General features: G+C 71.6%; 30 protein-coding genes. 14 read left to right on the forward strand and 16 right to left on the reverse strand.

The window, feature by feature from the left end; all coding sequences use genetic code 11:
* Positions 1 to 71: 71 nt before the first annotated feature.
* The gene (locus JKJ07_RS26330; RefSeq protein WP_236029872.1) at positions 72 to 833 is read left to right on the forward strand and encodes a lysophospholipid acyltransferase family protein; all 762 of its coding nucleotides are present in this window, start codon (positions 72 to 74) and stop codon (positions 831 to 833) included.
* Here the strand turns inward: JKJ07_RS26330 and JKJ07_RS26335 are convergent.
* Positions 830 to 1,591, reverse strand: a complete 762-nt coding sequence (locus tag JKJ07_RS26335) for a hypothetical protein (protein WP_438871443.1) — start codon at positions 1,589 to 1,591, stop codon at positions 830 to 832. The genes JKJ07_RS26330 and JKJ07_RS26335 overlap by 4 nt on opposite strands.
* A gap of 61 nt (positions 1,592 to 1,652) precedes the next feature.
* Between JKJ07_RS26335 and JKJ07_RS26340 the strand changes: the two genes are divergently transcribed.
* Entirely contained in the window at positions 1,653 to 2,378 is a 726-nt protein-coding gene (locus tag JKJ07_RS26340; protein WP_202994440.1) for an alpha/beta fold hydrolase, read from the forward strand.
* Here JKJ07_RS26340 and sugE read toward each other — a convergent pair.
* Positions 2,362 to 2,676 carry a quaternary ammonium compound efflux SMR transporter SugE gene (sugE, locus tag JKJ07_RS26345; protein ID WP_202994441.1) on the reverse strand — a complete coding sequence of 105 codons (315 nt, stop codon included), beginning with the start codon at positions 2,674 to 2,676 and terminating at the stop codon, positions 2,362 to 2,364. The genes JKJ07_RS26340 and sugE overlap by 17 nt on opposite strands.
* A 93-nt stretch (positions 2,677 to 2,769) precedes the next feature.
* Entirely contained in the window at positions 2,770 to 3,486 is a 717-nt protein-coding gene (locus tag JKJ07_RS26350; RefSeq protein WP_202994442.1) for a VOC family protein, read from the reverse strand.
* A 46-nt stretch (positions 3,487 to 3,532) separates the two neighbouring features.
* On the opposite strand from JKJ07_RS26350, the gene JKJ07_RS26355 reads away from it, so the two are divergent.
* Together JKJ07_RS26355 and JKJ07_RS26360 are read left to right on the forward strand one after the other, a co-directional pair.
* Positions 3,533 to 3,877, forward strand: a complete 345-nt coding sequence (locus tag JKJ07_RS26355; protein WP_202994443.1) for a DMT family transporter — start codon at positions 3,533 to 3,535, stop codon at positions 3,875 to 3,877.
* 37 nt (positions 3,878 to 3,914) lie between these two features.
* Positions 3,915 to 4,235 (forward strand): DMT family transporter, encoded by a 321-nt coding sequence (locus JKJ07_RS26360; protein ID WP_202994444.1) that lies wholly within the window; start codon positions 3,915 to 3,917, stop codon positions 4,233 to 4,235.
* On the opposite strand, the gene JKJ07_RS26365 is transcribed toward JKJ07_RS26360, so the two are convergent.
* A complete protein-coding gene (locus JKJ07_RS26365; protein WP_202994445.1) occupies positions 4,232 to 4,966 on the reverse strand; it encodes a class I SAM-dependent methyltransferase in 735 nt (244 codons plus the stop codon). The genes JKJ07_RS26360 and JKJ07_RS26365 overlap by 4 nt on opposite strands.
* Positions 4,967 to 5,038: 72 nt before the next feature.
* Here JKJ07_RS26365 and JKJ07_RS26370 point away from each other — a divergent pair, with 72 nt between their 5' ends.
* Both JKJ07_RS26370 and JKJ07_RS26375 read left to right on the forward strand, forming a co-directional pair.
* On the forward strand, positions 5,039 to 5,521 hold the full coding sequence (locus JKJ07_RS26370; RefSeq protein ID WP_202994446.1) for a GNAT family N-acetyltransferase: 483 nt from the start codon (positions 5,039 to 5,041) through the stop codon (positions 5,519 to 5,521).
* Between the two features lie 592 nt (positions 5,522 to 6,113).
* On the forward strand, positions 6,114 to 7,070 hold the full coding sequence (locus JKJ07_RS26375) for a tyrosine-type recombinase/integrase (RefSeq protein WP_202994447.1): 957 nt from the start codon (positions 6,114 to 6,116) through the stop codon (positions 7,068 to 7,070).
* On the opposite strand, the gene JKJ07_RS26380 is transcribed toward JKJ07_RS26375, so the two are convergent.
* A complete protein-coding gene (locus tag JKJ07_RS26380) occupies positions 7,067 to 7,492 on the reverse strand; it encodes an organic hydroperoxide resistance protein (protein ID WP_202994448.1) in 426 nt (141 codons plus the stop codon). The two genes, JKJ07_RS26375 and JKJ07_RS26380, sit on opposite strands and share 4 nt — an antisense overlap.
* Positions 7,493 to 7,515: 23 nt before the next feature.
* Positions 7,516 to 7,941: a MarR family winged helix-turn-helix transcriptional regulator gene (locus JKJ07_RS26385; RefSeq protein ID WP_202994449.1), complete on the reverse strand. Its 426-nt coding sequence runs from the start codon at positions 7,939 to 7,941 to the stop codon at positions 7,516 to 7,518.
* A gap of 79 nt (positions 7,942 to 8,020) precedes the next feature.
* On the opposite strand from JKJ07_RS26385, the gene JKJ07_RS26390 reads away from it, so the two are divergent.
* Positions 8,021 to 8,572 (forward strand): GNAT family N-acetyltransferase, encoded by a 552-nt coding sequence (locus JKJ07_RS26390; protein WP_202994450.1) that lies wholly within the window; start codon positions 8,021 to 8,023, stop codon positions 8,570 to 8,572.
* On the opposite strand, the gene JKJ07_RS26395 is transcribed toward JKJ07_RS26390, so the two are convergent.
* The gene (locus JKJ07_RS26395) at positions 8,514 to 9,290 is read right to left on the reverse strand and encodes an endonuclease/exonuclease/phosphatase family protein (RefSeq protein WP_202994451.1); all 777 of its coding nucleotides are present in this window, start codon (positions 9,288 to 9,290) and stop codon (positions 8,514 to 8,516) included. The genes JKJ07_RS26390 and JKJ07_RS26395 overlap by 59 nt on opposite strands.
* A 135-nt stretch (positions 9,291 to 9,425) precedes the next feature.
* On the opposite strand from JKJ07_RS26395, the gene JKJ07_RS26400 reads away from it, so the two are divergent.
* Positions 9,426 to 9,887, forward strand: coding sequence for a heme-degrading domain-containing protein (locus JKJ07_RS26400; protein WP_202994452.1), 462 nt, complete (start codon positions 9,426 to 9,428; stop codon positions 9,885 to 9,887).
* Between the two features lie 46 nt (positions 9,888 to 9,933).
* Positions 9,934 to 10,893, forward strand: coding sequence for an NAD-dependent epimerase/dehydratase family protein (locus tag JKJ07_RS26405; protein ID WP_202994453.1), 960 nt, complete (start codon positions 9,934 to 9,936; stop codon positions 10,891 to 10,893).
* Here JKJ07_RS26405 and JKJ07_RS26410 read toward each other — a convergent pair.
* The gene (locus tag JKJ07_RS26410) at positions 10,882 to 11,826 is read right to left on the reverse strand and encodes a pyridoxal-phosphate dependent enzyme (protein ID WP_202994454.1); all 945 of its coding nucleotides are present in this window, start codon (positions 11,824 to 11,826) and stop codon (positions 10,882 to 10,884) included. The two genes, JKJ07_RS26405 and JKJ07_RS26410, sit on opposite strands and share 12 nt — an antisense overlap.
* A gap of 44 nt (positions 11,827 to 11,870) precedes the next feature.
* On the opposite strand from JKJ07_RS26410, the gene JKJ07_RS26415 reads away from it, so the two are divergent.
* Complete coding sequence (locus JKJ07_RS26415; protein ID WP_202994455.1) at positions 11,871 to 12,602, forward strand: alpha/beta fold hydrolase; 732 nt, start codon at positions 11,871 to 11,873, stop codon at positions 12,600 to 12,602.
* On the opposite strand, the gene JKJ07_RS26420 is transcribed toward JKJ07_RS26415, so the two are convergent.
* The 4 genes from JKJ07_RS26420 to JKJ07_RS26435 are packed head-to-tail and all read right to left on the reverse strand — an operon-like array spanning position 12,595 to position 16,035.
* The gene (locus JKJ07_RS26420) at positions 12,595 to 13,206 is read right to left on the reverse strand and encodes a response regulator transcription factor (protein ID WP_202994456.1); all 612 of its coding nucleotides are present in this window, start codon (positions 13,204 to 13,206) and stop codon (positions 12,595 to 12,597) included. The two genes, JKJ07_RS26415 and JKJ07_RS26420, sit on opposite strands and share 8 nt — an antisense overlap.
* On the reverse strand, positions 13,203 to 14,303 hold the full coding sequence (locus tag JKJ07_RS26425) for a sensor histidine kinase (protein ID WP_202994457.1): 1,101 nt from the start codon (positions 14,301 to 14,303) through the stop codon (positions 13,203 to 13,205). Before JKJ07_RS26425 ends, JKJ07_RS26420 begins: the two co-directional genes overlap by 4 nt.
* Before the next feature lie 17 nt (positions 14,304 to 14,320).
* The gene (locus tag JKJ07_RS26430) at positions 14,321 to 15,103 is read right to left on the reverse strand and encodes an ABC transporter permease (protein WP_202994458.1); all 783 of its coding nucleotides are present in this window, start codon (positions 15,101 to 15,103) and stop codon (positions 14,321 to 14,323) included.
* Positions 15,100 to 16,035 carry an ABC transporter ATP-binding protein gene (locus JKJ07_RS26435; RefSeq protein ID WP_202994459.1) on the reverse strand — a complete coding sequence of 312 codons (936 nt, stop codon included), beginning with the start codon at positions 16,033 to 16,035 and terminating at the stop codon, positions 15,100 to 15,102. Before JKJ07_RS26435 ends, JKJ07_RS26430 begins: the two co-directional genes overlap by 4 nt.
* Before the next feature lie 88 nt (positions 16,036 to 16,123).
* Between JKJ07_RS26435 and JKJ07_RS26440 the strand changes: the two genes are divergently transcribed.
* On the forward strand, positions 16,124 to 16,648 hold the full coding sequence (locus JKJ07_RS26440) for a 2'-5' RNA ligase family protein (RefSeq protein WP_202994460.1): 525 nt from the start codon (positions 16,124 to 16,126) through the stop codon (positions 16,646 to 16,648).
* Here JKJ07_RS26440 and JKJ07_RS26445 read toward each other — a convergent pair.
* Positions 16,645 to 18,750: an MMPL family transporter gene (locus JKJ07_RS26445; protein ID WP_202994461.1), complete on the reverse strand. Its 2,106-nt coding sequence runs from the start codon at positions 18,748 to 18,750 to the stop codon at positions 16,645 to 16,647. The genes JKJ07_RS26440 and JKJ07_RS26445 overlap by 4 nt on opposite strands.
* 143 nt (positions 18,751 to 18,893) lie before the next feature.
* Here JKJ07_RS26445 and JKJ07_RS26450 point away from each other — a divergent pair, with 143 nt between their 5' ends.
* Genes JKJ07_RS26450 through JKJ07_RS26460 form a run of 3 tightly spaced genes read left to right on the forward strand, consistent with a single transcriptional unit; the run spans position 18,894 to position 22,856 of the window.
* Positions 18,894 to 20,009, forward strand: a complete 1,116-nt coding sequence (locus tag JKJ07_RS26450; protein WP_202994462.1) for a sensor histidine kinase — start codon at positions 18,894 to 18,896, stop codon at positions 20,007 to 20,009.
* A complete protein-coding gene (locus JKJ07_RS26455; RefSeq protein WP_202994463.1) occupies positions 20,006 to 20,683 on the forward strand; it encodes a response regulator in 678 nt (225 codons plus the stop codon). Before JKJ07_RS26450 ends, JKJ07_RS26455 begins: the two co-directional genes overlap by 4 nt.
* Positions 20,684 to 20,693: 10 nt before the next feature.
* The gene (locus JKJ07_RS26460) at positions 20,694 to 22,856 is read left to right on the forward strand and encodes an ATP-binding protein (RefSeq protein WP_202994464.1); all 2,163 of its coding nucleotides are present in this window, start codon (positions 20,694 to 20,696) and stop codon (positions 22,854 to 22,856) included.
* On the opposite strand, the gene JKJ07_RS26465 is transcribed toward JKJ07_RS26460, so the two are convergent.
* The 3 genes from JKJ07_RS26465 to JKJ07_RS26475 all read right to left on the reverse strand — a co-directional run bounded on the left by JKJ07_RS26465 (position 22,781) and on the right by JKJ07_RS26475 (position 25,200).
* Positions 22,781 to 23,233 carry a response regulator gene (locus JKJ07_RS26465; protein WP_236029873.1) on the reverse strand — a complete coding sequence of 151 codons (453 nt, stop codon included), beginning with the start codon at positions 23,231 to 23,233 and terminating at the stop codon, positions 22,781 to 22,783. The genes JKJ07_RS26460 and JKJ07_RS26465 overlap by 76 nt on opposite strands.
* Positions 23,226 to 24,785, reverse strand: a complete 1,560-nt coding sequence (locus JKJ07_RS51860; RefSeq protein ID WP_202994466.1) for a PP2C family protein-serine/threonine phosphatase — start codon at positions 24,783 to 24,785, stop codon at positions 23,226 to 23,228. Before JKJ07_RS51860 ends, JKJ07_RS26465 begins: the two co-directional genes overlap by 8 nt.
* Before the next feature lie 76 nt (positions 24,786 to 24,861).
* Positions 24,862 to 25,200, reverse strand: coding sequence for a DoxX family protein (locus JKJ07_RS26475; protein WP_202994467.1), 339 nt, complete (start codon positions 25,198 to 25,200; stop codon positions 24,862 to 24,864).
* Positions 25,201 to 25,207 lie beyond the last annotated feature (7 nt).

The following is a 25,207-nucleotide window of genomic DNA, read 5'->3' on the forward strand; positions in this document are numbered from 1 at the left end:
CAACGGGTGGCGCAGACCGGCCGGTCGGGCGATCCGGGCGGCCGGGGTGGTCGTGCGATCATTGACGGCTTATGGAAAGCACCTCGCAGCCGACGCCCTTGATGTGGCGGTTCATGCTCGCCCTGGCCCGGGTGGTCGTGTTCCCGCTGTGCCGGCTGCGGGTGTCCGGTGACATCCCGGCCGAGCTGCGGCGGGGACCGCTGATCCTGGCGGCCAACCACATCAGCCCGTTCGACCCCATCGTGATGACCGCCGCCTGCCACAAGGCGCGGATCGCGCCCCGCATCATGGCCACCGGCGGGTTGTTCGACGCGCCGATCGCCGGGCCGGCCATGCGCAAGGCCGGGCACATCCGGGTCAGCCGCGGCAGCGCCCAGGTCGCCGACGCCCTGCCCGAGGCGGTCAGCGCGCTCAAGGACGGCGCGCTCGTGCTCGTCTACCCCGAGGGACGCATCGGGCTCGACCCGTGGATGTGGCCCGAACGCGGCAAGGCCGGCGTCGCCCGCATGGCCGCCATGTCAGGCGCGCCCGTGCTGCCGGTCGCCCAGTGGGGCACCCACGCCGTGCTGCCCTACACCACCCCGAAGCACCTGCTGCGGTCGCTGCTGCGCGCGATGCTGCGCCGCCCGGTCGTGCACGTGCGCTTCGGCGACCCGGTCGACCTGACCAGCCTCTCGGGCACGGCGGGCGCGCAAGCCATGAAAGGCACCCGCCTGATCATGGACGGCATCCACGACACGCTGGTGCCGCTGCGCGAGGGCGAACTGGAGACCCCGCGCTTCGTCGACACCACCCGCACGATCGACATGGCCCGGGTGCGGCCCCGCCGCTAAGGCTTCTCACCCAGCTCGGCCAGGCGGGCCTCCACCTCGGCCAGCTGCTCACGCAGCTTGCGGGCCTGCTCCTCGGCCTCGGACCGCTCGGCCGCCATGATCTGCTCGACCGCCTCGTGCACCCCGGGCACGTCGACCAGCGCCACCATCCGCAACGCCTCGGCCGGGCGGATCACATAAGGCTTGGCCAGCGACTTGGCGCCCTGCGAGGCGGCCACCGTCCACTCGCCCTCGCCGTAGGCCAGCGTCACCGTCAACGCGGGCAGCGGTTTCGGTTTCGCCGCCCGCGCCGCCGGTTTCCGAGGCGCCGTCACGTCATCCCCACCCTTTCGCGGCGCGGGCGCGCCGACCTTGTTCTCCTCCGCAGGCGCAGCAGCCGGGGCGGCGGCCTTGCCGTTGCGGGCGGCCTTCGCCGGCGCCGGCTGGTCGAGCACGAACGCCGGACCCGCGGGCACGACCGGCTCAGGCTCGGGCGGCGGGGGAGCCACCTTCTTCGCGGCCGCGCCCCGCGGCGCGACCCGCAGGTCACCGGGGGAGAAGGGCAACTCGTCACGGCCGAACCGCACCGTCACCCACTCGTCGGACACGGCCGGATCGGTCAAACCGACCACCTGCCCGATCTGCCCCGCCATCTGCCCGGCCGCCTCGGTGAACTGCACCCGCGGCTTACGCCCGGCGGCCAGCCCATCCTTGATCACCTCGAGCTCGTCGGTGCTCAGCCCCGCCATCACGCCACCCTCCGCCACGCCTTCGAACATTTGTATGACTCTTCTATCAGGTGCCCCCGACAAAACCACACACCGGGGCTACCCTGACGGCGTGTTGCACGTCCATCACTACGGCGACGGCCCCTCGATCGTGGCGCTGCACGGTCTCACAGGCCACGGCCGCCGATTCCGCCGCCTCGCCGAACACGGCCTGCGCATCCACGCACCCGACCTGCGCGGCCACGGCCACTCCACCAGCCACCCACCGTGGACGCTCGAGCAACACGCCCGCGACGTCATCGCCACCCTCGACACCCCGGTCGTGCTCGTCGGCCACTCCTTCGGCGCCACCGTCGCCGTCCACGTCACCCGGATCGCCCCCGAACTGGTCAAACACGTCGTCCTGCTCGACCCCGGCCACGGCCTGCCCCCGGCCCTGGCCGAACAACTCGCCACCGCCGCGCTCACCCCACCGGCCTACCCCACACCCGAGGACGCCGCCCGCGACCGCGCCGCCGGCTGGCCACCCCAGGCCCACGACCTCATCGACGACGAAGTGCGCCAACACCTCGTACGGGAAAAGGGGGTGTGGACGTGGCGGCACAGCACCCCGATGACCGTCGCCGCCTACTCCGAACTGGCCCGCCCACCGCTCGCCCCCGCCGCCGGCACCCCGACGACACTGGTCAAAGCCCGGCGCTCCAAAGCCGTGCCACCCGGCTACGCCGACCTGTGCGGAGTGACCGCCATCGAGATCGACAGCGGCCACCAGGTGCACCTCGAACGACCAGCCGAAACCGCCCAGGTCATCCACGACGCGATCAGTGGAACAGCTTGAGACCGATCACCCCGGCCACCACCAGCAACAACGACAGGATCCGCAGCACATTCGACGACTCGCCCAGGAACACCATGCCGGCCACGGCCGTGCCCACCGCGCCGATACCGACCCACACGGCATAACCCGTACCGATGGGAATGCTCTTCAAGCTGTAAGCCAGCCCGACCATGCTCAGCACCAGCGCCACCCCGAAAATCACACTCGGGGTCAGCCGGGTGAAACCCTGCGACCGGCCCAAAGCGATCGCCCACACAGACTCCAGCACCCCGGAAACAACAAGAACGGCCCAGGCCATGGCGACAAACCACCTAACACGCGGTCGTCTTTGCCTGCCGGGTACGACACGTCCTCGTCCGGGATAGCCGCTGCTGCGGTACCGCCACCTACGCTAGCAAACCAAAGGCGACCGGGCGGTGACGCAATACTCCCGGCCAGAAGGATCACACAACGTCGTCCAATCACCAGGCACCCGCCGCACCACCGACGCCCCCAGCGCCTCATGCCGGTGCACCTCCGCGGCCACATCCGTACAGGCCAGATCCACATGCAAACCCGCCCGACCCGACCCCGTACGCTGCAACAACAGCTTCAACGGCAGCCCGGAACCCCGTGCGAGATGCTCGAACTGCGGCAGATCCGACGGCGCCCGCTCCCACCCGGTCACCGCCGACCAGAACGCCACCTCACGATCAAAAGCGTCCCCCGGTACGTCCACACACAGCTGATCAACCGCACTCACGTGCCCACCGGGCCACGTCACCGGCTCCGGCCGCACCCGCTCGCCCTGCCACTCCACCAGGCAGAACACCACACTGGCGGGGGAGCGCAGCACCACCAGCTCACCCTCGTCGAGCACCACCATGGCGCCGAACCCGGCCACCTCGGCCACAGCCGAGCGCACATCCTCGACATGCAAATCCAGGTGCGTACGCGGTGGAAAGCCTCTCAGGACCTGAACACGCAGATACGCATCCCCGCCCGCCGGCACCAACGTCGCGAAATCACCCCTGCGCGGCGACAACACCGTCCCCGTCACCGCCAGCCAGAAACCCTCGACCTCCCGCCCCGGCGAATCCAGGAACCCGGTGATCCATCGCACCTTCACGATCCACTCCCTTTGCGAAAACGACCCCGTTCGGAAAGGTAAGAGCATGGCCCCCGCCCTGAAGTGGCCCGCCCTCGCCGCCGCCATCACCTCCGAAGTCACCGCCAGCCTCGCCCTGCGCGCCGCCATCGACCACCCCGCCTGGTACATCCTCGTCGTCGCCGGCTACAGCCTCTCCTTCGTCCTCATCTCCGTCGTCCTGCGCCTCGGCATGCCCATCGGCGTCGCCTACGGCATCTGGGCCGCCATCGGCGTCGCCCTCACCGCCCTGCTCGCCGCCCTCGTCTTCGACGACCCCCTCACCTGGCTCATGGGCGCCGGCTTCGTCGCCATCATCGGCGGCGTCCTCATGATCGAACTCGGCTCCCGCCACCAGGAGACCTCCGCATGAGACAGCTTTTCCTCTCCCGCCACCAGGAGACCTCCGCATGAGATGGCTCTTTCTCGGCCTCGCCATCACCCTCGAGATCAGCGCCACCATGGCCCTGCGCGTCTCCGAAGGCCTGCGCCACAAGAAATGGATCGCCCCGATCCTCGCCGGCTACATCCTGTCGTTCACCATGCTGTCGTTCAGCCTGCAAGAAGGCATGCCCATCGGCATCGCCTACGGGATCTGGTCGGCCATCGGCATCGCGGGGACCGCACTGATCGCCCGGGCCGCCTTCAAAGACCCCCTCACGAAAATGATGGGCGGCGGCATCGTCCTCGTCATCACCGGCGTCCTGCTCGTCGAACTCGGCAGCCACTAACGCAGCACCAGCAGATCCAAAGCGTCGACCACCGGCCCCGAATCCGCACGGGCAGCCTCGGACAAGCGGGCGACACCGGCCGCGTACGCCGCATCACTGATCAACTGCAGGGGAGTGTGGGCCGCACGCCGCAGACCAGCCGCCGCGTCGGCCAGCGAAGGCGCGGTCACCTGCGGCACCGGCTCACAACCCACCACGACAAAACCGGCCGGGACGAACGCTGCCTCGACGTCGGCGATGCTCGGATAACGGTCGTCGAGAACCGCGACCGCCTCGGGAAACCAGCGGAACAAGCTGACCGACTCATGACGGCCGGCGAACACGGAACGAATCAGCACCGGGGCGCCCGGCTTGAGAACCCGCCGGACCTCACGGGCCGCGGCGGGCAGGTCCGGCACGTGATGAACGACCGTGGACAGCCAGACCGCGTCGAGACTGGCATCCCCGTACGGGATTTCGCTCGCGGAACCGGGCAGGACCGGCTCGACCGTCGACCGCTCCCGCATCGCCGGCGACGGCTCGACCGCTGAGACCTCAACCTGCGGCCACCAACTGCGGAACGCCTGCGCCCAGCTGCCTGTGCCGGAGCCGAGGTCCAGCAGCCGGGCCGCCGGGCGGGGCTCGAAGTAGCGGACAATCGCCGCCCGCCAGCTCGCAAGATCGTCGTCCTGGAGGTGCCGGGTCGCCTCGAACGCCCGCACGTCGGCGCTGTCGTACGCGATGAGGGCCATGAGCCGACCCAACGCCGCCTCGCGTGTGGCGGACAAGGGGGAGTGGAGCAGGTCACATCGATAATGGTGGCTATGAAGATCCGAGCAGCGGTACCGGGTGACGTACCGGCGATCATGCAGATCGGGCACGAGACGTGGCCGGCGACTTATGCGTTCGCGGGAGCGGAGTACATCGCGCACGGGCTGGCGAACTGGTGGTCCCGGGAGGCCACCGAGCGAATGCTGGAGTTCACGTCGGTGCTGATCGCCGAGGACGACGCCGGGCCCGTGGGTGTGGGCAACGTTGATCTTCGGGCGGAGGCGGCTGTGGTGTGGAAGCTGTACGTGCTGCCGCGGGCGCAGGGGTCTGGCGCGGGGTCGGCGTTGCTGCGGGAACTGGTGGCGCTCGCCGGTGACAAGCCGGTGCGGCTGGCTTACGCGGACGGGAACGAGCGTGCGGGCCGGTTCTACGCGGCGCACGGTTTCCGGGAGCTAAGGCGTGATCCCAGCGAGCATCCTGGATGGCCGGGCTACGTCTGGCTGCAGCGATCCATCGACCAAATCCCAGGTCGTTAATCAACGTTATGACAAGTAGTAGTGATCATCGTGGAAGTGGTGGCGGTCCGAGGAACGTGATTTCTGGTCGTTATGCGATTCGTCCGGTTTGTCGTGCCGGGGTTTGGCCGAGACCTCGCTCGCGTGTCGGCGCTGGATTGGCGTGGCATCTTCGGAACGGCGGCCCTCGGGGACGCGACGCCGGGCTGCGCGAGCGAAGCGCGCCGCCCGTGCCGGGGACGGCGAGCCGCAGCGCGGACTCATGGACACCGGCGCGTGTCACCGGGAGTCGCTTTGAGCTCGAGTTTCTCCAGAGCGATCCTGTCAGGATTTCCCCGTCGCCAAGATCAACCACCGAAGATCAACTGACGCGGTACGGCCATCCCTAACCCCCGCCCACCACGGGGAAAACGTGGTGCCGACCCTAGTTGTTGTCAAGCGGCCCTGCTCTGGTTGTCCACAGGCTCACGCGGCCGCGGAAACGACCGGCGCGTTTTGTCCACAGCCCGCTGCGGGCGAACTAGTGCAAGATGCGTCGCGAGCTATGCGCTGAGCAGGCAAAACGATAGTCCACGTATCGACCAGAACGCCAGATTCATGCATAATAGTTCCTATGCATGACAATCAAGACTTTTCGGTCAGCGAGCTTATCCAGGACTTTCTGGCGGCCCGCGCCACCCGCAAGCCGTCGGTGCACACCCTGAAGGCGTACGAGCGGGATTTGAACTTGATTGTCGCCCTGATCGGCCCCGAGCCCGTCACTCTCGGTGACCTCTCCCCCAGGCTGCTGCGTTCGGCCTTTGCCCGTTTTGCGAGCTCCCGGGCCCCCGCTTCGGTAGCCCGGGCCTGGACGAGCTGGAACGCCTTCTTCACGTTCCTGGTGACCGAGCAGGTGGTAGCAGGCAACCCCATGTCGGCAGTCGACAAGCCCCGCCTGGCCGCCCACTCCCCTAAGCCCTTACGCGGCGAGGACACCCCCGAACAGCTGCTCGAAGCCGTCAGTAAGGCCGACGACCGCCAACGTGACCCCTGGCCCGAACGCGACGTAGCCGTCCTGGCGCTGGCCCTGTGCGCCGGCCTCAGGCTGTCCGAGCTGCTCGCTCTCCGGGTCGGTTCGTTCCTGGGCCGCCCCGGCGAGCGCCGCGTAGAGGTAGCCGGCAAGGGTGGCCGCCCGCGCACCGTCCCGATCGAGCCCGAGCTGGACGCCGTAGTGGTGCGTTACGTAGACAGCCGGCGGGTGCGGTTCGGCCGTGCGCGCCCTGATGAGGCGCTGATGGTGGATCGCAAGGGTGCTCCCCTGCAGCGCGGCGGCCTGCAATACCTGGTCAGTTCCTGCTACCGCCGGGCCGGGGTCAACGATCGGGTCCCCAAGGGCGCCCAGCTGCACGCGCTCCGGCACACGTTCGCCACGCGGCTGGCGGAGGACGGCGCCAATGCGAGCGAGATCATGCGCCTGCTGGGTCACGCCTCCCTGGCCACGTCGCAGAACTACATCGAGGTGACGGCGGAACAGCAACGCGCGGCCGTACGGGCGAACCGTACGAACCGCGCGCTGGGCAAGCTGGGTTAAGCGACCGCGAGCTTGACTTCGATGTTGCCGCGGGTGGCGTTGCTGTAGGGGCAGACCTGGTGGGCGGCTTCGAGGAGCTGGAGGGCTTTGTCGTCGTCGACGCCGGCGAGTTCGGCTTCGATGGTGGCGGCGAGCTGGAAGCCGGGGGTGCCGTCGGTTTTGGGGTTGATGCTGACGTCGACGGTGATGGCTGTGTCGGTCAGGTCGACCTTCTCGTTGCGGGCGACGAGCTTCAGGGCGCTGTGGAAGCAGGCGGCGTAGCCGGCGGCGAAGAGTTGTTCGGGGTTGCTGAGGGCGCCGCCGGGGCCGCCCATTTCCTTGGGGACGGCGAGGTCGAAGTCGAGGACGCCGTCGCTGGAGCGGACGTGGCCGTTGCGGCCGTCGCCGCTGGCGGTGGCGGAGGCGGTGTAGAGCGCGGACATGAAGTGGTCCTTTCGTGAAACGACTAGTGGGTGGCGCCGCGGACGCGGCCGAGCAGGTCGATGAGCTGGTGGAATTCGGCTTCGGTGAGGTCGACGGCGCAGGCGATGCGGGCCGGGATGTAGGACAGGGTGTCGCGGAGGCCAAGGCCGGAGGTGGTGAGCTCAATAAGAACCGTGCGTTCGTCGGCGCTGCCCCGGGTGCGGGTGAGGTGGCCGGCGGTTTCGAGGCGTTTGAGCAGTGGCGAGAGGGTGCCGCTGTCGAGGTGGAGCTGGTGGCCGAGGTCGCGGACGGTGGTGGGTCCGTTGTCCCAGAGGGCGACCAGGACGAGCAGTTGGGGGTAGGTCAGCCCGTGGGGTTCGAGGAGGGGCCGGTAGATGCCGGTCATGGCGCGGCTGGCGGCGTAGAGCTGGAAGCAGACCATCTGCTCGAGCGCGCTGGGGTTGACCATGCCGAGAACGGTAGTGCGCAATTGAGTTGTGCGCAACTGATGTGTGGCGCTGGTCGCAACTCTGTGTGATCCTTGCCATGTGCCGGATATCCGTTTCGTGCAGCTCTCCCCCGTCGCGCTGTCCGCGTTGATCGCCGGTGATCTGGCCGCCGCGAGTGCCGCGGCGGGTGCCCCGCTGAGCCCGTATCTCGTGGATGAGGCCTGGTTGTGGCATGTCCGCCTGGGCGAGATCCAAACCGATCCGGCGGCGGCGGAGTGGATCGCGCGGGCCGCGGTGGCCGAACCGGAGGGTGTAACTGTCGGTCACGGAGGGTTTCATGGGCCGCCCGATGCGGACGGGGTGGTCGAGGTCGCCTATTCGGTGGATCCGGTGTATCGGCGGCGGGGGTATGCCAAGGCGATGCTGCGTTCGCTGCTGGAGCGGGCCGACGCCGACGAGCGGGTGACTGCGGTCCGGGCGAGCATCCGGCCCGACAATGCGGGGTCGCGGGCGACGATCGCCGGGTTCGGGTTCCGCAAGATCGGCGAGCAGTGGGATCCGGAGGACGGTCTCGAAGACGTGTTCCTGCGCCTCAAGAACGGTCGAGCTGCACGACCAGGGGCAGGTGGTCGGAGACCGGCGGGCGGGTAGTGGCGACCTGCACGACGCGGCCGAGCCGGTCGATGCCGCGCGGGTCGGCCAGGATGTGGTCGAGTTGCGCGCGGGGCATGGGGCTGGGGAACGTCGCTGCCCTGCCGAGGGGCCGCCAGCCGGTGACCGCCCGTACGGGCCGGGCCGGCATGTTGAGGTCGCCGAGCAGCACCCTGGGCGCGGGCAACCCCCTGAGGGCCCGTACGGCGTGGCGTAGTTGCCGCAGGTTCCAGCCGGGCACGAAGGACAGGTGGGTGGTGGCCACGGTCAGCGGGCCGCGGGGGGTGTCGAGGACGGCGGCGAGCAGCACGCGGGGTTCGTCCTTGAGCAGCCGCAGGCCGTTGTCGGGGTCGTAGATGGGTGAGCGCATGGGGGCGCCGGGCAGGGCGGTGATCTGCCAGCGGGTCACCGGGTAGCGGCTGACCAGGGCGATGCCGTACAGGGGGTGCTCGTTGTCGTCGTCGCTGCGCCAGGGCTGCCACGTCTCCCCCGGTGTGCCGACGACGGCGGCGGCGAAGCGGTGGACGTGGGCGCCGAGGGCGTCGGCGGCGATGGCGGTGAGGTCGAGCAGGCCGCTGCGGGGCTGGGCCTTGTCGACCTCCTGCAGGCCGATGACGTCGGCGTCGAGGTCGGCGATCGCCGCGGCGAGCCGGTCGGCGTGTACCGTGCCGTCGGAGAGGGAGCGTCCGTGCAGCAGGTTGAAGGTGGCCAGGCGCACGAGTACCGACCTTAGCCAAGACGGGGGTGCGCGTGTTCATCAAGGCGCTGTGCTGTTCGGTGCTGGTCTTCATCGCCCTGGCCGCGCTGGGGATCTGGCTGCAGCGGATGCGCCGCCGGTGACCATAATGCGGGCATGACTCAGGATTTGATCGCCGAGCTGGAGGCCCAGGAGGCCGAGCTCGAGCTGGCCCGGTTCAGTAACGCGGACGCGTGGCGGCTGGGCTGCCTGCTGGTGGAGCTGGCGACGGCGCGGGCGTTGCCGGTGGCGGTCGACATCCGGCGCGGGGAGCAGCAGCTGTTCCATGCGGGGCTGGCGGGCAGTGTGGCCGACAACGACCGGTGGATCGAGCGCAAGGTCCGCGTGGTGCAGCGTTACGGGGCGTCGTCGTATCTGGTGGGCCGGCGGCTGGCCGCGAAGGGGCAGGAGCTGGATGCGGGCATGGGTGTGGATCCGGCCGACTATGCGGCGCACGGGGGTGCGTTCCCGATCCGGATCCGTGATGTCGGGGTCGTGGGGGTGGTGACGGTGTCGGGTCTGCCCCAGGCCGAGGATCACGCGCTGGTCGTGGAGGCCTTGCGCGCGTTTCGCTCCTAGCGAGAAAACCTTTCCTTCCCCGTACGGGCCGGGGCAGTGTCGCGGCATGAGAGTGCTGATCCTGGGCGGGTCCGGGTTCGTCGGGCGGGCCGTCGCCGACGAGGCTGTGCATCGTGGCCATGACGTGACCGTGTTCAACCGGGGCCTGCGCGCCGTTCCGGCCGGGGTGACCACGCTGACCGGGGACCGGCTCGGTGACCTGAGCGCTTTGGAGCCGGGCACGTGGGACGCGGTCGTGGACACCTGGTCGGCGCGGGGTGAGGCGGTCCGGCGTACGGCGGAGCTGCTCAGCGGCCGGGCCGGTCATTACACGTACGTGTCGAGCCGGTCGGTCTACGCCGGCACCGAGCACGAGAAGGCCGAGGACGCGCCGCTGGTCGACGTGGCCGACGAGGGGTACGCCGGGGACAAGCTGCGCGGGGAGCTGGGTGCGGCCGTGTTCGACGGTCCGGTGCTGCTGGGGCGGGCGGGGCTGATCCTGGGCCCGTACGAGGACATCGGCCGGTTGCCGTGGTGGCTCGGCCGGCTGGCCCGGGGCGGGCCCACCCTGGCGCCGGGGCCGCGGGATCTGGGGTTGCAGTACATCGACGCCCGCGACCTCGCGATCTTCCTGCTCGACGCGGCGGCGTCGCGGCTCGGGGGCGCGTTCAATCTGGTCAGCGTGCCCGGGCACACCACCATGGGTGAGCTGCTCGACACGGCGAACGAGGTCACCGGCGGGCGGGCGCAGTTGCGGTGGGTGGAGCCGGCGGTGATCGCGGCGGCCGGGATCGAGCCGTGGTCGCAGCTGCCGATCTATCTGCCGCCCGGCGAACTGCACACCTTCCTGCATCAGGGCGACGTGACCAAGGCGTACGGGCAAGGGTTGGTCTGCCGGCCGGTGCGCGAGACGGTCGAGGACACGTGGGCGTGGATGCGCGGCCTGCCCGGCGACGTGCCGCAGCGCGCGGACCGGCCGCAGGTCGGGCTGGACCCGCAGGTGGAGGCGAAGGTGTTAGGCGAGTAGCTCGGCCAGACGGGCCGCGCCGACGTTGCCGCCGGAGATGACGACCCCGATGCGGCCCTTGGCGACGCGGCCGGTGAGCAGGGCGGCCAGGCCGGTGGCGCCGCTGGGTTCCATGACGAGTTTGAGCCGGTCGACGGCGAAGCGCAGCGCGTCGCGGACCTCGGCGTCGCTGACCAGCACGATCTCGTCGACGTGGCGCTGGTTGATGCTGAAGGTGAGCTCGCCGGGGACGGGGGCGGCCTGCCCGTCGCAGATGGTGCGCGGCACCGGGATGCTGACCCGCTCACCGGCCTGCAGGGACAGGTAGGTGTCGTTGCCGGCCTCGGGTTCGACGCCGATGACCCGGATGCCGGGTTGCAGGCCCTTCGCGGCGACCCCGCTGCCCGCGATCAGCCCGCCCCCGCCGACCGGCACGACGATCGCGTCGAGGTCGCCGGCCTCCTCCAGCAGCTCGAGGGCGGCGGTGCCCTGCCCGGCGATCACGTCGGGGTGCTCGTACGGGGGGATCAGCGTGAGCCCGCGCTCGGCGGCGAGCCGCGCGCCGATCTCCTCCCGGTTGCCGGTGTACCGGTCGTAGGTGAGGATCTCGGCGCCGTACCCGGCGACCGCGTCGAGCTTGGAGCGGGGCGTGTCCTGCGGCATGACGATCACCGCGGTGGTGCCGAGCTCGCGGGCGGACAGGGCGACCGCCTGAGCGTGGTTGCCCGAGGAGTAGGCGGCGATGCCCCTCGCCAGCTGGTCGGGGGCGAGTTTGCGGATGGCGTTGTAGGCGCCGCGGAACTTGAACGCGCCGACGCGTTGCAGGTTTTCCGCCTTGAGGTGGACCTCGGCCCCGGTCAGAGCGTCCAGGGTGCGCGAACGCAGGACCGGGGTGCGGTGGGCGGCCCCCTCGATGCGCTTCGCGGCGTCCCGGACGTCCTGCAAGGTGACCATAAGTCGTTTCCCCTCGTTGCCGTGTCCGCGTAGCGTGCCCGTCGATGACGCTATCCCATGTTTCCCACGGTTCCGGTCCGGCGTTGCTGCTGCTGCATTCGACGGTGTGCGACCGCCGCATGTGGGATCCGCTGACCTTCCCCGCGCATCGGGCCATCGCCTGTGATCTGCCCGGCTACGGTGACTCCCCCGTGCCGTCGTCCCCGCTGGACGTGGCGGCGGAGGCGCTCGAGCTGGCCGGCGACGGCCCGGTGACGCTGATCGGCTCGTCGGGCGGCGGCATGGTGGCCCTGGAGATCGCCGCGCGGTGGCCGTCGCGGGTCTCCGCCCTGGCCCTGCTGTGCACGGCCGCGCCGACGCTCGTTCCGACGTCCCGGCTGCGCTCCATCTGGGACCAGGAGAACGCGCTTCTCGAAGCCGGCGACGTCGACGGCGCGAGCGCCCTGATGCTGGCGTCTTTCGTCGGCCCCCTGGCGACCGACGAGGTGCGCGCGTTCATCGGCGAGATGCAACGGCACGCGTACGAGGTACAACTGGCCGCCGGCGACGTCGAGGAACTCGAAACCGAGTGGTCGCCGGACTCGATCACCGCCCCCACGCTCCTGCTGACCGGCGCCCACGACCTGCCCGAGTTCCACACCGTCGCCGCCGGCCTGGCAGTACGGTTGCCCGCCGCGCGGCACGTGGAGCTGGAGTGGGCGGGCCACCTGCCCAGCCTGGAGGACCCGCCGGCGGTCAACCGGCTGCTGCTCGACTTCCTGGCGGCGCCTAGGTGAGCAGCCAGCCGTTCTCCACGGCGAGGCGGACGGCTTCGGCTCGGGTGCGGGCGCCGGTTTTGCCGATGGCGGCGGACAGGTGGTTGCGGACGGTGCCTTCGGACAGGTGCAGTTCGCGGGCGATGTCGGCGACGGTGCCGCCGTCGCGGGCGGCGCGCAGGACGCCGGTTTCGCGGTCGGTCAGGGGTGAGTCGCCCTGGGCCAGGGATTGGGCGGCCAGGGCGGGGTCGACGACGCGCAGGCCGTCGTGGACGCGGCGGACGGCGTCGGCGAGCTGGCGGGCGGGGGTGTCCTTGACGACGAACCCGCCGGCGCCGGCGGCCATGGCCTGGCGCAGGTAGCCGGCCCGGCCGAACGTGGTGACCATCAGGACGCGGACGGCAGGGCGGGCGGCGAGCAGGGCGCGGGCGGCGGCGACCCCGTCGAGGCCGGGCATCTCGACGTCGAGCAGGGCCACGTCGGGTTCGCTGGCGAGCGCGGCGGCCACGACCTCGTCGCCGCGGCCGACTTCGGCGACGACTTTGAGGTCGGGTTCCATGTCGAGCAGGGCGGCCATGGCCCCGCGGACGAGGGCCTGGTCGTCGGCGAGCAGCAGTTTGATCATGTTGGTACCTCCACGCGGACCCGGAAGCCGGGCTGGTCGTCCCGGGCGCCCGCGGTGAACAGGCCTCCGGCGGCTTCGGCGCGCCGGCGCAGCCCGGCCAGGCCCTGACCGGCCGGGGCGACACCGGGGGCAGATGTGCCGTCGTCGGCGATCTCGATGCTGCCCGGGGTGAGCCGCACCCGCACGTGGCGGGCGCCGCTGTGCCGCACGACGTTGGTGACGGCCTCGCGCAGGGTCCAGGCGAACAGTTCCCGGTTGCGGCTGGGCACCTCGTCGGCGGCGCCGGGCAGGTCGGCGTCGACGTTCGCCGCGGCCAGGGCTTCGCGGGCGGCCGCGATCTCCCCGGGCAAAGAGATTCCCCGTACGCCCATGGCGGTGGCCCGCACGTCGGCGAGCGCGTCACGGGCGAGGCCTTCGAGGTCGTTGAGCTCTTTGCGAGCCCGGTCGACGTCGACGTCGAGCAGCCGCTGGGCCAGTTCGGCCTTGACGGTGACGACGGTCAGCGAGTGCCCGAGGATGTCGTGCAGGTCGGCGGCGATGCGGGCCCGTTCGTCGGCCACGGCGCGGTCACTGAGCTCTTTCTGGGCGATGACCAGGCGGGCCTGGCGTTCGGAGGCGGCGCGGAACCCGTACGAGGCAAGCGAGCCCAGCAGCACGGCGAGCCCGTACCCGCCGTCGGTCCACCCGTCGACCAGCGGCGGCAGGGCCTCGGCGACGCCGAACAGGATCAGGGCCAGGGGTGCGGCCTGGGTCAGGGGCAGGCTCACCATGGCGAGGGCGGCGATGAAGACGAGGCAGGTCAGGGCCTGGTCGCCGGCGCCGGGCACCTGCAGCCCGAACAGGGCCAGTAGGAGGGCGATGCCGAGCCAGGTGCGGACGGTGTGCCGGGGCGGGCGGGCCCCGCGGCGGATGTGCCGGGCCGCGGCGACCAGGTACAGGTAGCCGGCGGCGAACCCGGCCACCGCGATCAGCCCGGCCACCCGCCAATACATGACGGGCTGGTCGAGCAGGGCTTGGACGTTGCCGCCGAGGTAGAACAGCCACAGCCCGGCGAACAGCCACCCGTATCTCGGGGGGCCGCCCGCCGGTCTCGTCATTCCCCTGAACTTACGGGTCACACGCGGGCCGTGTCGCGCCGGAACCGCCACATCGCGCCCGCCGCGAACAGGGTCGTCCAGACGAGCACGTTGAGCACGGCCAGCCACAGGTTGCCGTCGTGGGTCAGCGGGTAGCGGGCGATCTCCCCCACCCCGTACACGGGGGTGAACTTGGCGATGGTGGCGAACGTGGGGCCGAGCTCGTCCAGGGGCACGAACAGCCCGCCCGCGAACGACAGGACGGCCAGCACCGGGCCGAGGATCTGCATGACGTTCTCGCTGGGCAGCAGGTAGCCCATGAACAGCCCGAACGCGGCGAACACGAGCGCGCACACCCAGGCCAGCAGGCCGCACAGGATCCAGGCGGAGACCGGCAGCTGCGCCCCCGCGAGCGCGCCGACCCCGAACGCGACGGCCACCGACACCGCGCCGATGGTCATGGCGAGGACCAGTTTCACGGCGATGTAGGCGATCGGGCGCAGCGGGGTCAGCCGCAGCTGCCGGCTCCACCCGGCGGCGCGTTCGATCGAGACCATCGCGCCGCCGCTGGTGGTGGCCAGCATCGCGCCGTAGACGGCCATGCTGACCAGGATGTAGCCGGTGACGTTGCCGCCGCCGACGCGTTCGGTCTTGTAGTCGCCGCCGGTGCCGAACAGCAGGAAGAACACGGCCGGCATGACGAGGGTGAAGATGACGGTGCGTTTGTTGCGGACCATGCGGCGCAGCTCGAGCCGGATCATCCCGGGGCTGAACCCGCCGAACTTGGGCAGGTTGCGGGCTTGCAGATCGACGGTGGTCATCGGGGGGTCTCCTCGTCGGCCGTCAGGGCCAGGAACGCGTCCTCCAGGTTCCGGCTGGTGATCTCCAGATCCTTGGCGGGGGTGCGGGTGAGCAGGTGGCGGGCGATCTCGTCGGTGTCGTTGCCGTGCAGGTAGACGGTGTCGCCGCGGACCTCGGCCCGGTCCACCCCGCCGATCGCGGCCAGGGCGGCTTCGGTGGCGCCGGGCAGGGTGGCGCGCACGGTGCGCCCGGCGGCCAGGGCTTTGACCTCGGCGGCGGTGCCGTCGGCGACGATGCGGCCGCGGCGCACGAACACGACCCGGTCGGCGTACGCGTCGGCTTCTTCGAGGTAGTGGGTGGCGAAGATGACGGTGCGGCCGCGGGCGGCGTCGTCGCGGATGGCCGACCAGAACTCGTGCCGGCCGGCGACGTCCATGCCGGTGGTGGGCTCGTCGAGGATCAGCAGTTCCGGGTCGGGCAGCAGCGCCATCGCGAACCGCAGGCGTTGCTGCTGCCCGCCGGAGCACTTGCCGACCAGCCGTTTGCCGATGTCGGTGAGCCCGGCCCGGCGCAGGGCCTCGGTCACGGCGGTGCGGGGCTTGCCGAACAGCACCGCGGTCAGCCGGACGGTCTCCTCGACGGTGTAGTCCTTGAGCAGCCCGCCGGTCTGCATGACGGCCGAGACCAGCCCGAGCGCGACCGCGTCGGCCGGCGGTTTGCCGTAGACGGCGACCCGGCCCTGGCTGGGCTGCGACAGGCCGAGCAGCATGTCGACCGTGGTGGTCTTGCCGGCGCCGTTGGGGCCGAGCAGGGCGACCACCTCGCCGGGGCGGATCGTCAGGGAGATGCCGTCGACGGCGGTCACCGCGCCGAAACGCTTGACCACGCCGTCCAGGTCGACCGCGGCCGTGCCGGTGCCCGGCGCCGCTTCGGGAGCAGTGGTGAGGGTCATGCGTTCATCGTGGGCCCGGGCCCGCCACGGCGACGCTGTCACGCGTCACGAGGCAGCCATGACATTCGTCAGGGGTCATACTGCCCCGATGGAGCCGACCCACAGCGCGTTGATCGTCGCGGTCGCCGAGGCCGAGCCGGTGGTGGCGGCGCACCGCGACCGGTTCGACCGGGCCGCGTCGTGGGGGGTGCCCGCGCACATCACCGTGCTGTTCCCGTTCCTGGCACCGGCCGCCCTCGACGAGCGGGTGCTGGCCGCGGTGGGGCAGGCCGCCGCGAGCGTGCCCGCGTTCTTCTTCGACCTGGCCGCGGTGCGCTGGTTCGGCGAGCGGGTGGTGTGGCTGGCCCCGCAGCCGGCCGAGCCGTTCGTGGCGCTGACCGCCGCGGTGACGGCCCGGTTCCCGGCCGTGCGGCCCTACGAGGGCGCGTTCGACGAGGTCGTCCCGCACCTGACAATCGGTCACGACCATCCGGTCGCCAATCTGCGCGCGGCCGCGGACGCGGTCGGCCCCCGGCTGCCGATCCACGCCCGCGTCACCGCCCTGCGGCTGATCACCGGGGTCCCCGAGCCGGGCCCGTCGTGGACGACCCGGCACGAGTTCCCCCTGGGCTAGCGCAGGGCCAGCTCCTTCGGCTCCTCGGTGCCGGCGGCCGCGAGGTGGCGGGTCAGTTTCTCGCCCTCGACGTCGACGTTCGGCAGGAGCCGGTCGAGCCAGCGCGGCAGCCACCACGCGGAGCGGCCGAGCAGGGTCATCACGGCCGGGACGAGGATCATCCGGACCACGATGGCGTCGAACAGGATGGCCACGCCGAGCCCGAACCCGACGGACTTGATGATCGCTTCCGGGCCGAGCATGAACCCGAAGAACACACTCATCATGATCAGCGCGGCGGCGGTGACGACCCGGGCGCCGTGGGAGAAGCCGCTGACGACCGCGTCCTTGGCGTCGGCGCCGTGCACGTAGTCCTCGCGCATGCGGGTCACCAGGAACACCTGGTAGTCCATGGCCAGGCCGAACACGATGCCGATGAGCAGGATCGGCAGGAAGCTGATGATCGGCCCGGTCTGGCTGACCCCGAACAGGTCGGCCAGCCACCCCCACTGGAACACCGCGACCAGCGCGCCGAAGGTGGCCCCGACCGACAGCAGGAACCCGAGGGTCGCCTTCAAGGGCACGAGCAGGGAGCGGAACACCAGGGCCAGCAGCACGAACGCCAGACCCACGACCAGGGCCAGGTACGGCAGCAGGGCGCTCGCGAGTTTCTCGCTGATGTCGACGTTGATGGCGGTGGTGCCGGTGACGCCGAGGGTGCCGCCGACGTCGCGCAGGTCGTGCACCAGGTCCTCGGTGGCGGCGTCGTCCGGGGCGGTCTTCGGGATCACGGTGAGGATCGACGTGTCGCCGGCCTGGTTGGTGACCGGCGGGGTGACCAGGGCGACGTTGCCCAGGCCCTGGATCTCACTGGTGACGCGGCCGGCGTCGCCGGCGTCGGTGACGACGGTCAGCGGGCCGTTGAAGCCCGGCCCGAACCCGGTGGCGAGCAGGTCGTACGCCTTGCGCTGGGTGGTGTCGGGCGCGGAGCTGCCCTCGGTGGGCAGGCCCAGCCGCAGCGACGCGGCGGGCAGGGCGATCACGCCGAGACCGACCACGGCGGCCAGCAGGAACGCGACCGGGCGGCGGGCGATGACCCGCACCCAGCGCACCCCGAGGGCGGGCCGGGCCGCGTGGTCCCGTACGGGAACCGCTTTGATCTTGCCGCCGGAGATCGCGAGCAGGGCGGGCAGCAGGGTCAGCGCGATGATCACGGACACGGCGACGGTGGCGGCCGCGGCCACACCCATCTGCGTCAGGAACGGGATCCCGACGACGGCCAGCCCGGCCAGCGCGATCACCACGGTCAGCCCGGCGAACACGACCGCGGACCCGGCCGTGCCCACCGCCCGTCCGGCCGCCTCGGCCCGGTCGTGCCCGGCGGCCAGCTCGTGGCGGTAGCGCGAGACGATGAACAGGGCGTAGTCGATGGCGACGGCCAGGCCCAGCATCATGGCCAGCGTCGACGTGGTGGCCGACAGGTCGGTGAAGGCGGTCGCGATGCCGATCCCGGCCGCGCCGATGCCCACCCCCAGGATCGCGGTCAGCAGCGGCAGCCCCGCCGCGACCAGCGACCCGAACGTGATCAGCAGGACCACGGCGGCCACGACCAGGCCGATGATCTCGGCGATCGGGGTGTGCCCGCCCGCGGTCAGCGCGTCCCCGCTGATCTCCACGGTCAGCCCGGCGTCACGGCCCACCTGCGCGGCGGCGACCAGCGCGTCCTGGTCGGCCGTGGTCAGGTCGGTGGCCGCCACCTTGTAGGTGACCTGCGTGTACGCGACGGTGTTGTCCGCGTTGGGGGTGACCTCGCCGACCGCGGCGACCTGCGGCGCGGTACGCAGCGCGGCCACGGTCCGGTCGACGGCGCCCTGGTCCACCGGGCTGCCGGCGAACACGACCCGGGCCGCCGCGGTCTGCCCGGCGGCCTGCGGGAACCGCTCGCCGAGCAGATCGATCGCCTGCTGGGCGGGGGTGCCCGGGATGCTGAACGACGCGGTGGTCGGCTTGGACAGCAGCGCCATCCCGGCGACCGCGGCGATCAGCAGCGCCACCCACGCGAGCAGCACCGTCCAGCGGCGGCGGAACGAGAACCGGCCCAGCCGGTAGAGGAACGTAGCCATGCGCTCCACGCTCCCGGCCAGCGGCGGCCGCGGCGTCGTCCGTGCGCGGTCGGTGTGTACTGCGTTCGCAGTAACCCGCCCGGGCCGCGGCTACTGCACCCGGACGAGGCCGGTCCCGGCCCGCACCGCATACGGTCTTAAGGATGCAGATCAAAGCCCGGCTGGTCGACCTGGCGTTCGCGGGCCTGGTCATCCTCCTCGCGGTGACCGCGGAGAGCGACTTCGACGCGACCCGCCCCGTCCTGATCGCCGTGCTCGGCGTCGCCGTCGTCTACTCCCGCCGCCGCTGGCCGATCCCGGCGCTGCTGCTGGTCACCGCGGGCCTGACGGTCACCATCGCCGTGCAGCGGCCGTCGCAGGTGCTGCTGCTGCTGACCGGCCTGACCATGTACGAGATCACCCTGCGCACGAAAATGCACCGGCCCTGGCTGTGCGGGCTGGCCTGCGCGACGCTGCTGTTCGTGGTGGGCATCATCGCCGACCCGGCCGAATGGTGGTCGCTCAACTCGCTCGGCCTGTACGCGTGGGTCGGCGGCGGCGGCGCGGTCGGGGAAGCCGTGCGCAACCGGCGCGCCTACCTGGCCGAGCTGACCGAGCGGCTGCGCCAGGCCGAGCAGACCCGCGAGCAGGAGGCCCACCGCCGGGTCATGGACGAGCGGCTGCGCATCGCCCGGGAACTGCACGACGTGGTCGCCCACCACATCGCGGTCATCACCGTGCAGGCCGGCGCGGCCGCCCACGTCATCAAGCAGCACCCCGAACAGGCCGGCCCGGTCCTGGAGGTGATCCGGCAGTCCTCCGACAGCGTCCTGCAGGAGATCAAATCGGTGATCGGGGTGCTGCGCGAGGCCGGGGAGGCGGGCACGACCGAGCCCAGCCCCGGCCTGTCGCGGGTGCCGGCCCTGCTGGCGGGCCTGGGCGGGTTCGACGTGACGTTCACCCAGACCGGCGAGCCGCGGGAGGTGCCGGCCATCGCCGACCTGGCCGCGTACCGGATCGTGCAGGAAGCCCTGACCAACGCCCACCGCTACGGCGACGGCCGGGCCGAGCTCGCCATCGCCTACACCGGCAGCGACGTCACCATCGAGGTGACCAACCGGATCACCGGCCGCGGCGACGGCACCGGGTTCGGGCTGATCGGGATGCGGGAACGGGCCGCCGCGGCGGGCGGTAGCGTCACCGCCGGGCCCGCCGGCGGCCGGTTCCGTGTGCACGCCACCCTGCCCGCCCCGACCTACGCCCTGGAGACCAGCTCGTGACGACCCGCGTCCTGCTCGCCGACGACCAGGCCCTGATCCGCGCCGGCTTCAAAATGATCATCGACGCGGAGCCGGGCATGCAGGTGGTCGCCGAGGCCTCCGACGGCAAGGAGGCGCTCGAGCTGGCCCGCACCCAGCGCGCCGACGTGGTGCTGATGGACATCCGCATGCCGGTCATGGACGGCCTGGAAGCCACCCGCCGGATCTCGGCCGACGACAACCTGGCCGGCGTCCGGGTGCTGGTCGTCACCACGTTCGAGGACGACGACAACGTGCTGCTGGCCCTGCAGGCCGGGGCCAGCGGGTTCGTCGGCAAGAACGTCGCCCCGGCCGACTTGCTGCAGGCCATCCGCGTGGTCGCCACCGGCGAGGCGCTGCTGTCCCCGGCCGCCACCCGCGGCCTGATCGGCCGGTTCCTGGAAAACCTGCGCCCACCGGCGACCACCGAGGCGCTGAAAGTGCTGACCGACCGGGAACGCGAAGTGCTGATCCTGGTCGCGCACGGGCTGAGCAACGACGAGATCGCCGCCCGGCTGTTCCTGTCCCCGCTGACCGCCAAGACCCACGTCAACCGGGCCATGGCCAAGCTGGAGGTCCGCGACCGGGCCCAGCTGGTCGTCCTGGCCTACCAGAGCGGCCTGGTCAGCCCCGGCGATCAGCTGCCCGGCCGATAGGCTGGCGATCATGACCGAGTGGCTGCCGGACCACCTCGCCGCGGCCGAACGTGAGGCGGGCACCACCTTCGACCTGACGGCCTGCGTGCGGGAGCCCATCCACCGGCTCGGCGGCGTCCAGTCGTACGGGGCGCTGCTCGCCGTCAAGGCCGGCCGGGTCGCGGTGGCCAGCGAGAACGCGGCCGAGGTGCTGGGTTTCGAGATCGGCGGCGACGACTCGTTCCTGACCGCCGAGCAACGCGCGGGCCTGTGGTCGCTGGCCGACGCCGACACCGGGCAGACCGCGATGATGCCCCTGGAACTGGGCGGGCGCCGGTTCGACGTCACCGTGCACCACGCCGACGACCACGTCGTGCTCGAGTTCGAGCCCGCCCCCGACACGCCCGAGTTCGGCACCCTGTACGCCCCGGTCCGCCAGGCCCTGACCCGGCTGCAACGCGCGGCCACCGTCGTCGAGGCGTGCCGGGCCGCCGTCCGGGAGATCCGCGAGATCACCGGCTACGACCGGGTGGTGGCCTACCGGTTCGAGTCGGCCGACGGGCCCGGCGAGGTGATCGCCGAGGAGGTCGTCGACGACTGGGAGCCGTGGCTCGGGCTGTGGTTCCCCGCCACCGACATCCCGCCCCAGGCCCGCCGCCTCTACGAACGCAACTGGATCCGGGTGATCGCCGACGCCGGTGACACCACCGCGCAGCTGAGCCCGGCCGTGCTGCCCGAGACGGGCCGGCCGCTGGACCTGTCGCTGTCGGTGCTGCGCACGGTGTCCCCGTTCCACCTGGAATACCTGCGCAACATCGAGGTCACGTCGTCGATGTCGGTGTCGCTGCTCGACGGCGGCCGGCTGTGGGGGCTGATCGCCTGCCACGGCCGCGACCCGAAACCGCTGAGCCCGCAGACCCGGGCCGCGTGCGAGTTCTTCGGGGTGGCGTTGTCGCTGCACCTGGCCGCCCTGCGCGAACGCGACGAGGCGTCGGCCCGCGAGCAGTCCCGCACGGTCATCGCCCGGCTGCTCGAGCGGTACTCGATGGACCTGCCGATGCGCTGGTCGCAGAACCCGGCCGGCCTCGACCAGGTGATCGCCTGCGACGCGGTCGTGGTGCGCACCGACGGCGCGTTGTCGTTGCACGGGGTCGGCCCGGCCGAGGCCGAGCACCTGATGGGGGCGCTCAGCGTGCCCCCGCCCGGCGAGGTGTGGCACTCCGACACCGTGGACGGGCCGTTCCCGGGGGTGCTGGTGCTGCCGTTCGGCACCGGCGACGACTGCATCGTGTGGCTGCGCCGCGAACGGACGGTGGCCCGGCGGTGGGCGGCCGACCCCCGGACGCCGGTGGTGCTGGGCCCGCACGGGCAGCGGCTGACCCCACGCGGCTCCACGGCCGTGTTCCTGGCCTCCGTGCGCGGGCGCAGCACCGGCTGGACGACCACCGACCTGGCCATGGCGGTCGAGCTGGGCCGCGCGATCATGGGGGTGGCGGTGGCCCAGGCCCGGCAGCTGGCCCTGCTCAACGTCGACCTGGACTCGTTCGCGCACGCGGCCGCCCACGACTTGAAGGAGCCGCTGCGGGGGATCGCGAACACGTCGACGTTCATCGTCGAGGACGCCGCCGGGGATCTGGACCCGGTCACCCGGCGCCGGCTGGAGAGCATCCAGCGGCTGGCCACGCGGATGGACGAGCTGCTCAACGCGCTGCTGTCCTACGCGCGGCTGGGCCGTACGGAGCTGGCCCGGTCACCGGTCCTGCTGACCGACGCGGTGGGGCGAGCCCTCGACGTCGCCGGCCCCCGGCTCGAGGAAGCCTCCGTCGAAATTAACATTTCCGGATTGTCCGGCACGGTGGAGGCAGACCCGGTGCTCCTCGACCAGGTGCTCGTCAACCTGCTCGTCAACGCGGCCAAATACGCGCGCCCGGACGGCGGCCACGTGCAGGTCGGCGTGGAGCAAAACGCGCTATTCGTCCGCGACAACGGGATCGGGATGCCGCCCCACCTGCGCGAACAGGCGTTCCAGCTGTTCCGGCGGCTGCACCCCGACGCCGTACGGGACGGCTCCGGCGCCGGTCTGGCGATCGTGCGCCGCATCGCCGAGCGGCACGGCGGTCAGGCCTGGGCCGACGAGTCCCCCGGCGGCGGCACCACCGTCTGGGTCACGTTCGGCTCCCGTGACCTCCAGTAGTCCAGGGTCTGGCTGAGCACGCTCTGGAACAACGCGAAGTTGATCGGCTTGTAGATGTAGCTGTCGGCGCCGGCCGCGTAGCAGGCGTCGGCCTCGGCCTGGTTCTCCGACGAGGTGAACACGACCAGCCGCAGCGCGTCGAACTCGGCGCGGGCGCGGACCTGCCGGATCACGTCGAGGCCACCCTCGCCGGGCATGTTCAGGTCGAGCAGCACCAGCCGCGGTGGCTCGGCGCCGGCGCCGTCGAGCCGGGGCAGCACCCCGGAACCGGAGCGCAGGAACTCCAGCCGCACGTCCGGGTGGGACCGGCCGATGGCGCGGGCGATCGCCTCGATGTCCTCGTCGGAGTCCTCGACGACCAGCACCAGCTCATTCATGCGCACTCCGTTGGACTCCGAGCAGGGCGATGTCGTCGGTGGCCTCGGCGGCGCTGCTCAGCTCGTCGATCAGCTGCTGCAGGCCGGTGCCGCGCAGCCGGTGCAGGGCCGCGCCGAGGGCCCGCTCCTCGAACATGCGCCCGTCGGCGTCGCGGCTCTCGGTCAGCCCGTCGGTGAACATCAGCAGCGTTTCCCCGGCGGCCAGCTCGAGCCGGGTCTGCTTGAGCCGCGGCTCGTCGAGGATGCCCAGCGGCACCCCGCCGCCGGCCCCCCGCCGCGGTTCGCCGTCCACGGGCAGCACCGCGGGGGCGGGATGACCGGCCGAGGTCCACTCGACCGTGCCGTCGGGGCGGATCAAGGCGACCGCGGCCGTGATGAACCGCCACGACCCGTCGAGCCGCAGCCGCGCGTTGAGCCGCGTCAGGGCGCGGGCCGGGGACAGGCCCTCGTGCAGCAGCGCGGCCAGGGTGTGCCGGGCCATCCCGGTCAGCGCGGCCGCGTCGACCCCGCGCCCGCACACGTCACCGATGACCGCGGCCACCTCACCGCCGCCGCGTACGACCACGTCGTAGAAGTCGCCGCCGACCTCCAGGACCCGGTCGCCGACGGTGTAGGAGGCGGCCAGTTCCAGCCCGGCGGTGTGCGGCAGCCGGGTCGGCAGCAGGTGCTGCTGCATCCGCACCACCTCCTGCCGGCGCTGCTCGTACAGGGTGCTGTTGTCGATGGCCAGGGCGGCCCGCGCGGCCAGGTCACGTAGGAAGGTGGCCGGGGGGATCCGGTCGGGGTCGCGGTCGAACAGGAACACCAGCAGCCCGATCACCCGGCCCCGGGCCCGCAGCACCTGCGAATGCTCACCCGGGGTGGCCAGCCGCTCCACCGCGCCCGGTTCCCGCAGCATCGCGTCGAGCCGGCGCATGTCGACGTGCACGGCGCTGCGCAGCACCGGCTTGCCGTCCTCGTGCACGAACACCAGGCAGCCCTCGGCGATCGCCGGGACGGCCATGCGGGGCACCCGGTACATCGTCTGGGTGGTGTCGAGCACCGCGTCCATCTGCAGCGACGCCTCGGCCAGCAGCGCGTCGCGCATCAGTTGCTGCTGCTCGTCGCGCATGGCGGCCAGCCGGCGCACGGCCTCCTGACTGACCTCGACGACCTGGCGCAGGCACTCGGCCACGAACGCGGTGTCGGCGCTGCCGTCGACCCCCACCATGATCGTGCCGGCGGCCTGGCCCGGCTCGTCGAACCGGCAGATCACCATCGTCGTGATCCCCGGCAGGTCGACCGGGACGACCCGGGGTGGCCCGGCCTGCTTCGGGGCGAGACCGGCGGCCACCGCCTGCCGGTCCTCGGTCAACGGCACACCCTGCCACCGGTACGCGAGAACACCGTCCCCGGCGGTGGCGTGCCGCAACCCCCACACCGCCCGTACGCCCGGCAGCTCCTGCAACGGGGGCAGCACGAGGTCGGCCAGCTGCTCCCGCGAGTGGATGACGACGACGGCGCTCCACAAGCGGTGCAGGGCCTTGGCCCACCGCATGCCGGCCTCCGACACGTCTTCACCCCCCAGCGGCGGCCAGTATCACTGAATGCTTGCCGCACGGCAAATAGGTGGTGCTCAGCGTGCCTGCTCACAGGTGCCCCACGTTGACGATCAGCGCCGCGACCTCGGTGACGAAGAAGACCGCCCACCCAATCAGGTTGCGCGAACCGACCCGCAGATGCGCCACCAGCGCCCCGCTGAAATAGAGCACCAGCCCGGCCGCGGCGAGGACCCCCAGCCACGGCACGACGAACCCGGCCACCAGTCCCAGCGTGCCCGCCGCCAGCAGCGACCCCAGCACCGGCACCCACGAGCGCGGGATCCGCTTCATGTCGGCCTGCGTCTTCGGGTAGTCGTGGCCGACCAGGTAGGTGACGGCGGCCGCCCCGGTGAACACGGCAGCGATGATCGTGACAGTGATGTACATGACTCCA

This window comes from Paractinoplanes lichenicola, assembly GCF_016785085.1.
GTDB lineage: Bacteria > Actinomycetota > Actinomycetes > Mycobacteriales > Micromonosporaceae > Actinoplanes > Actinoplanes lichenicola.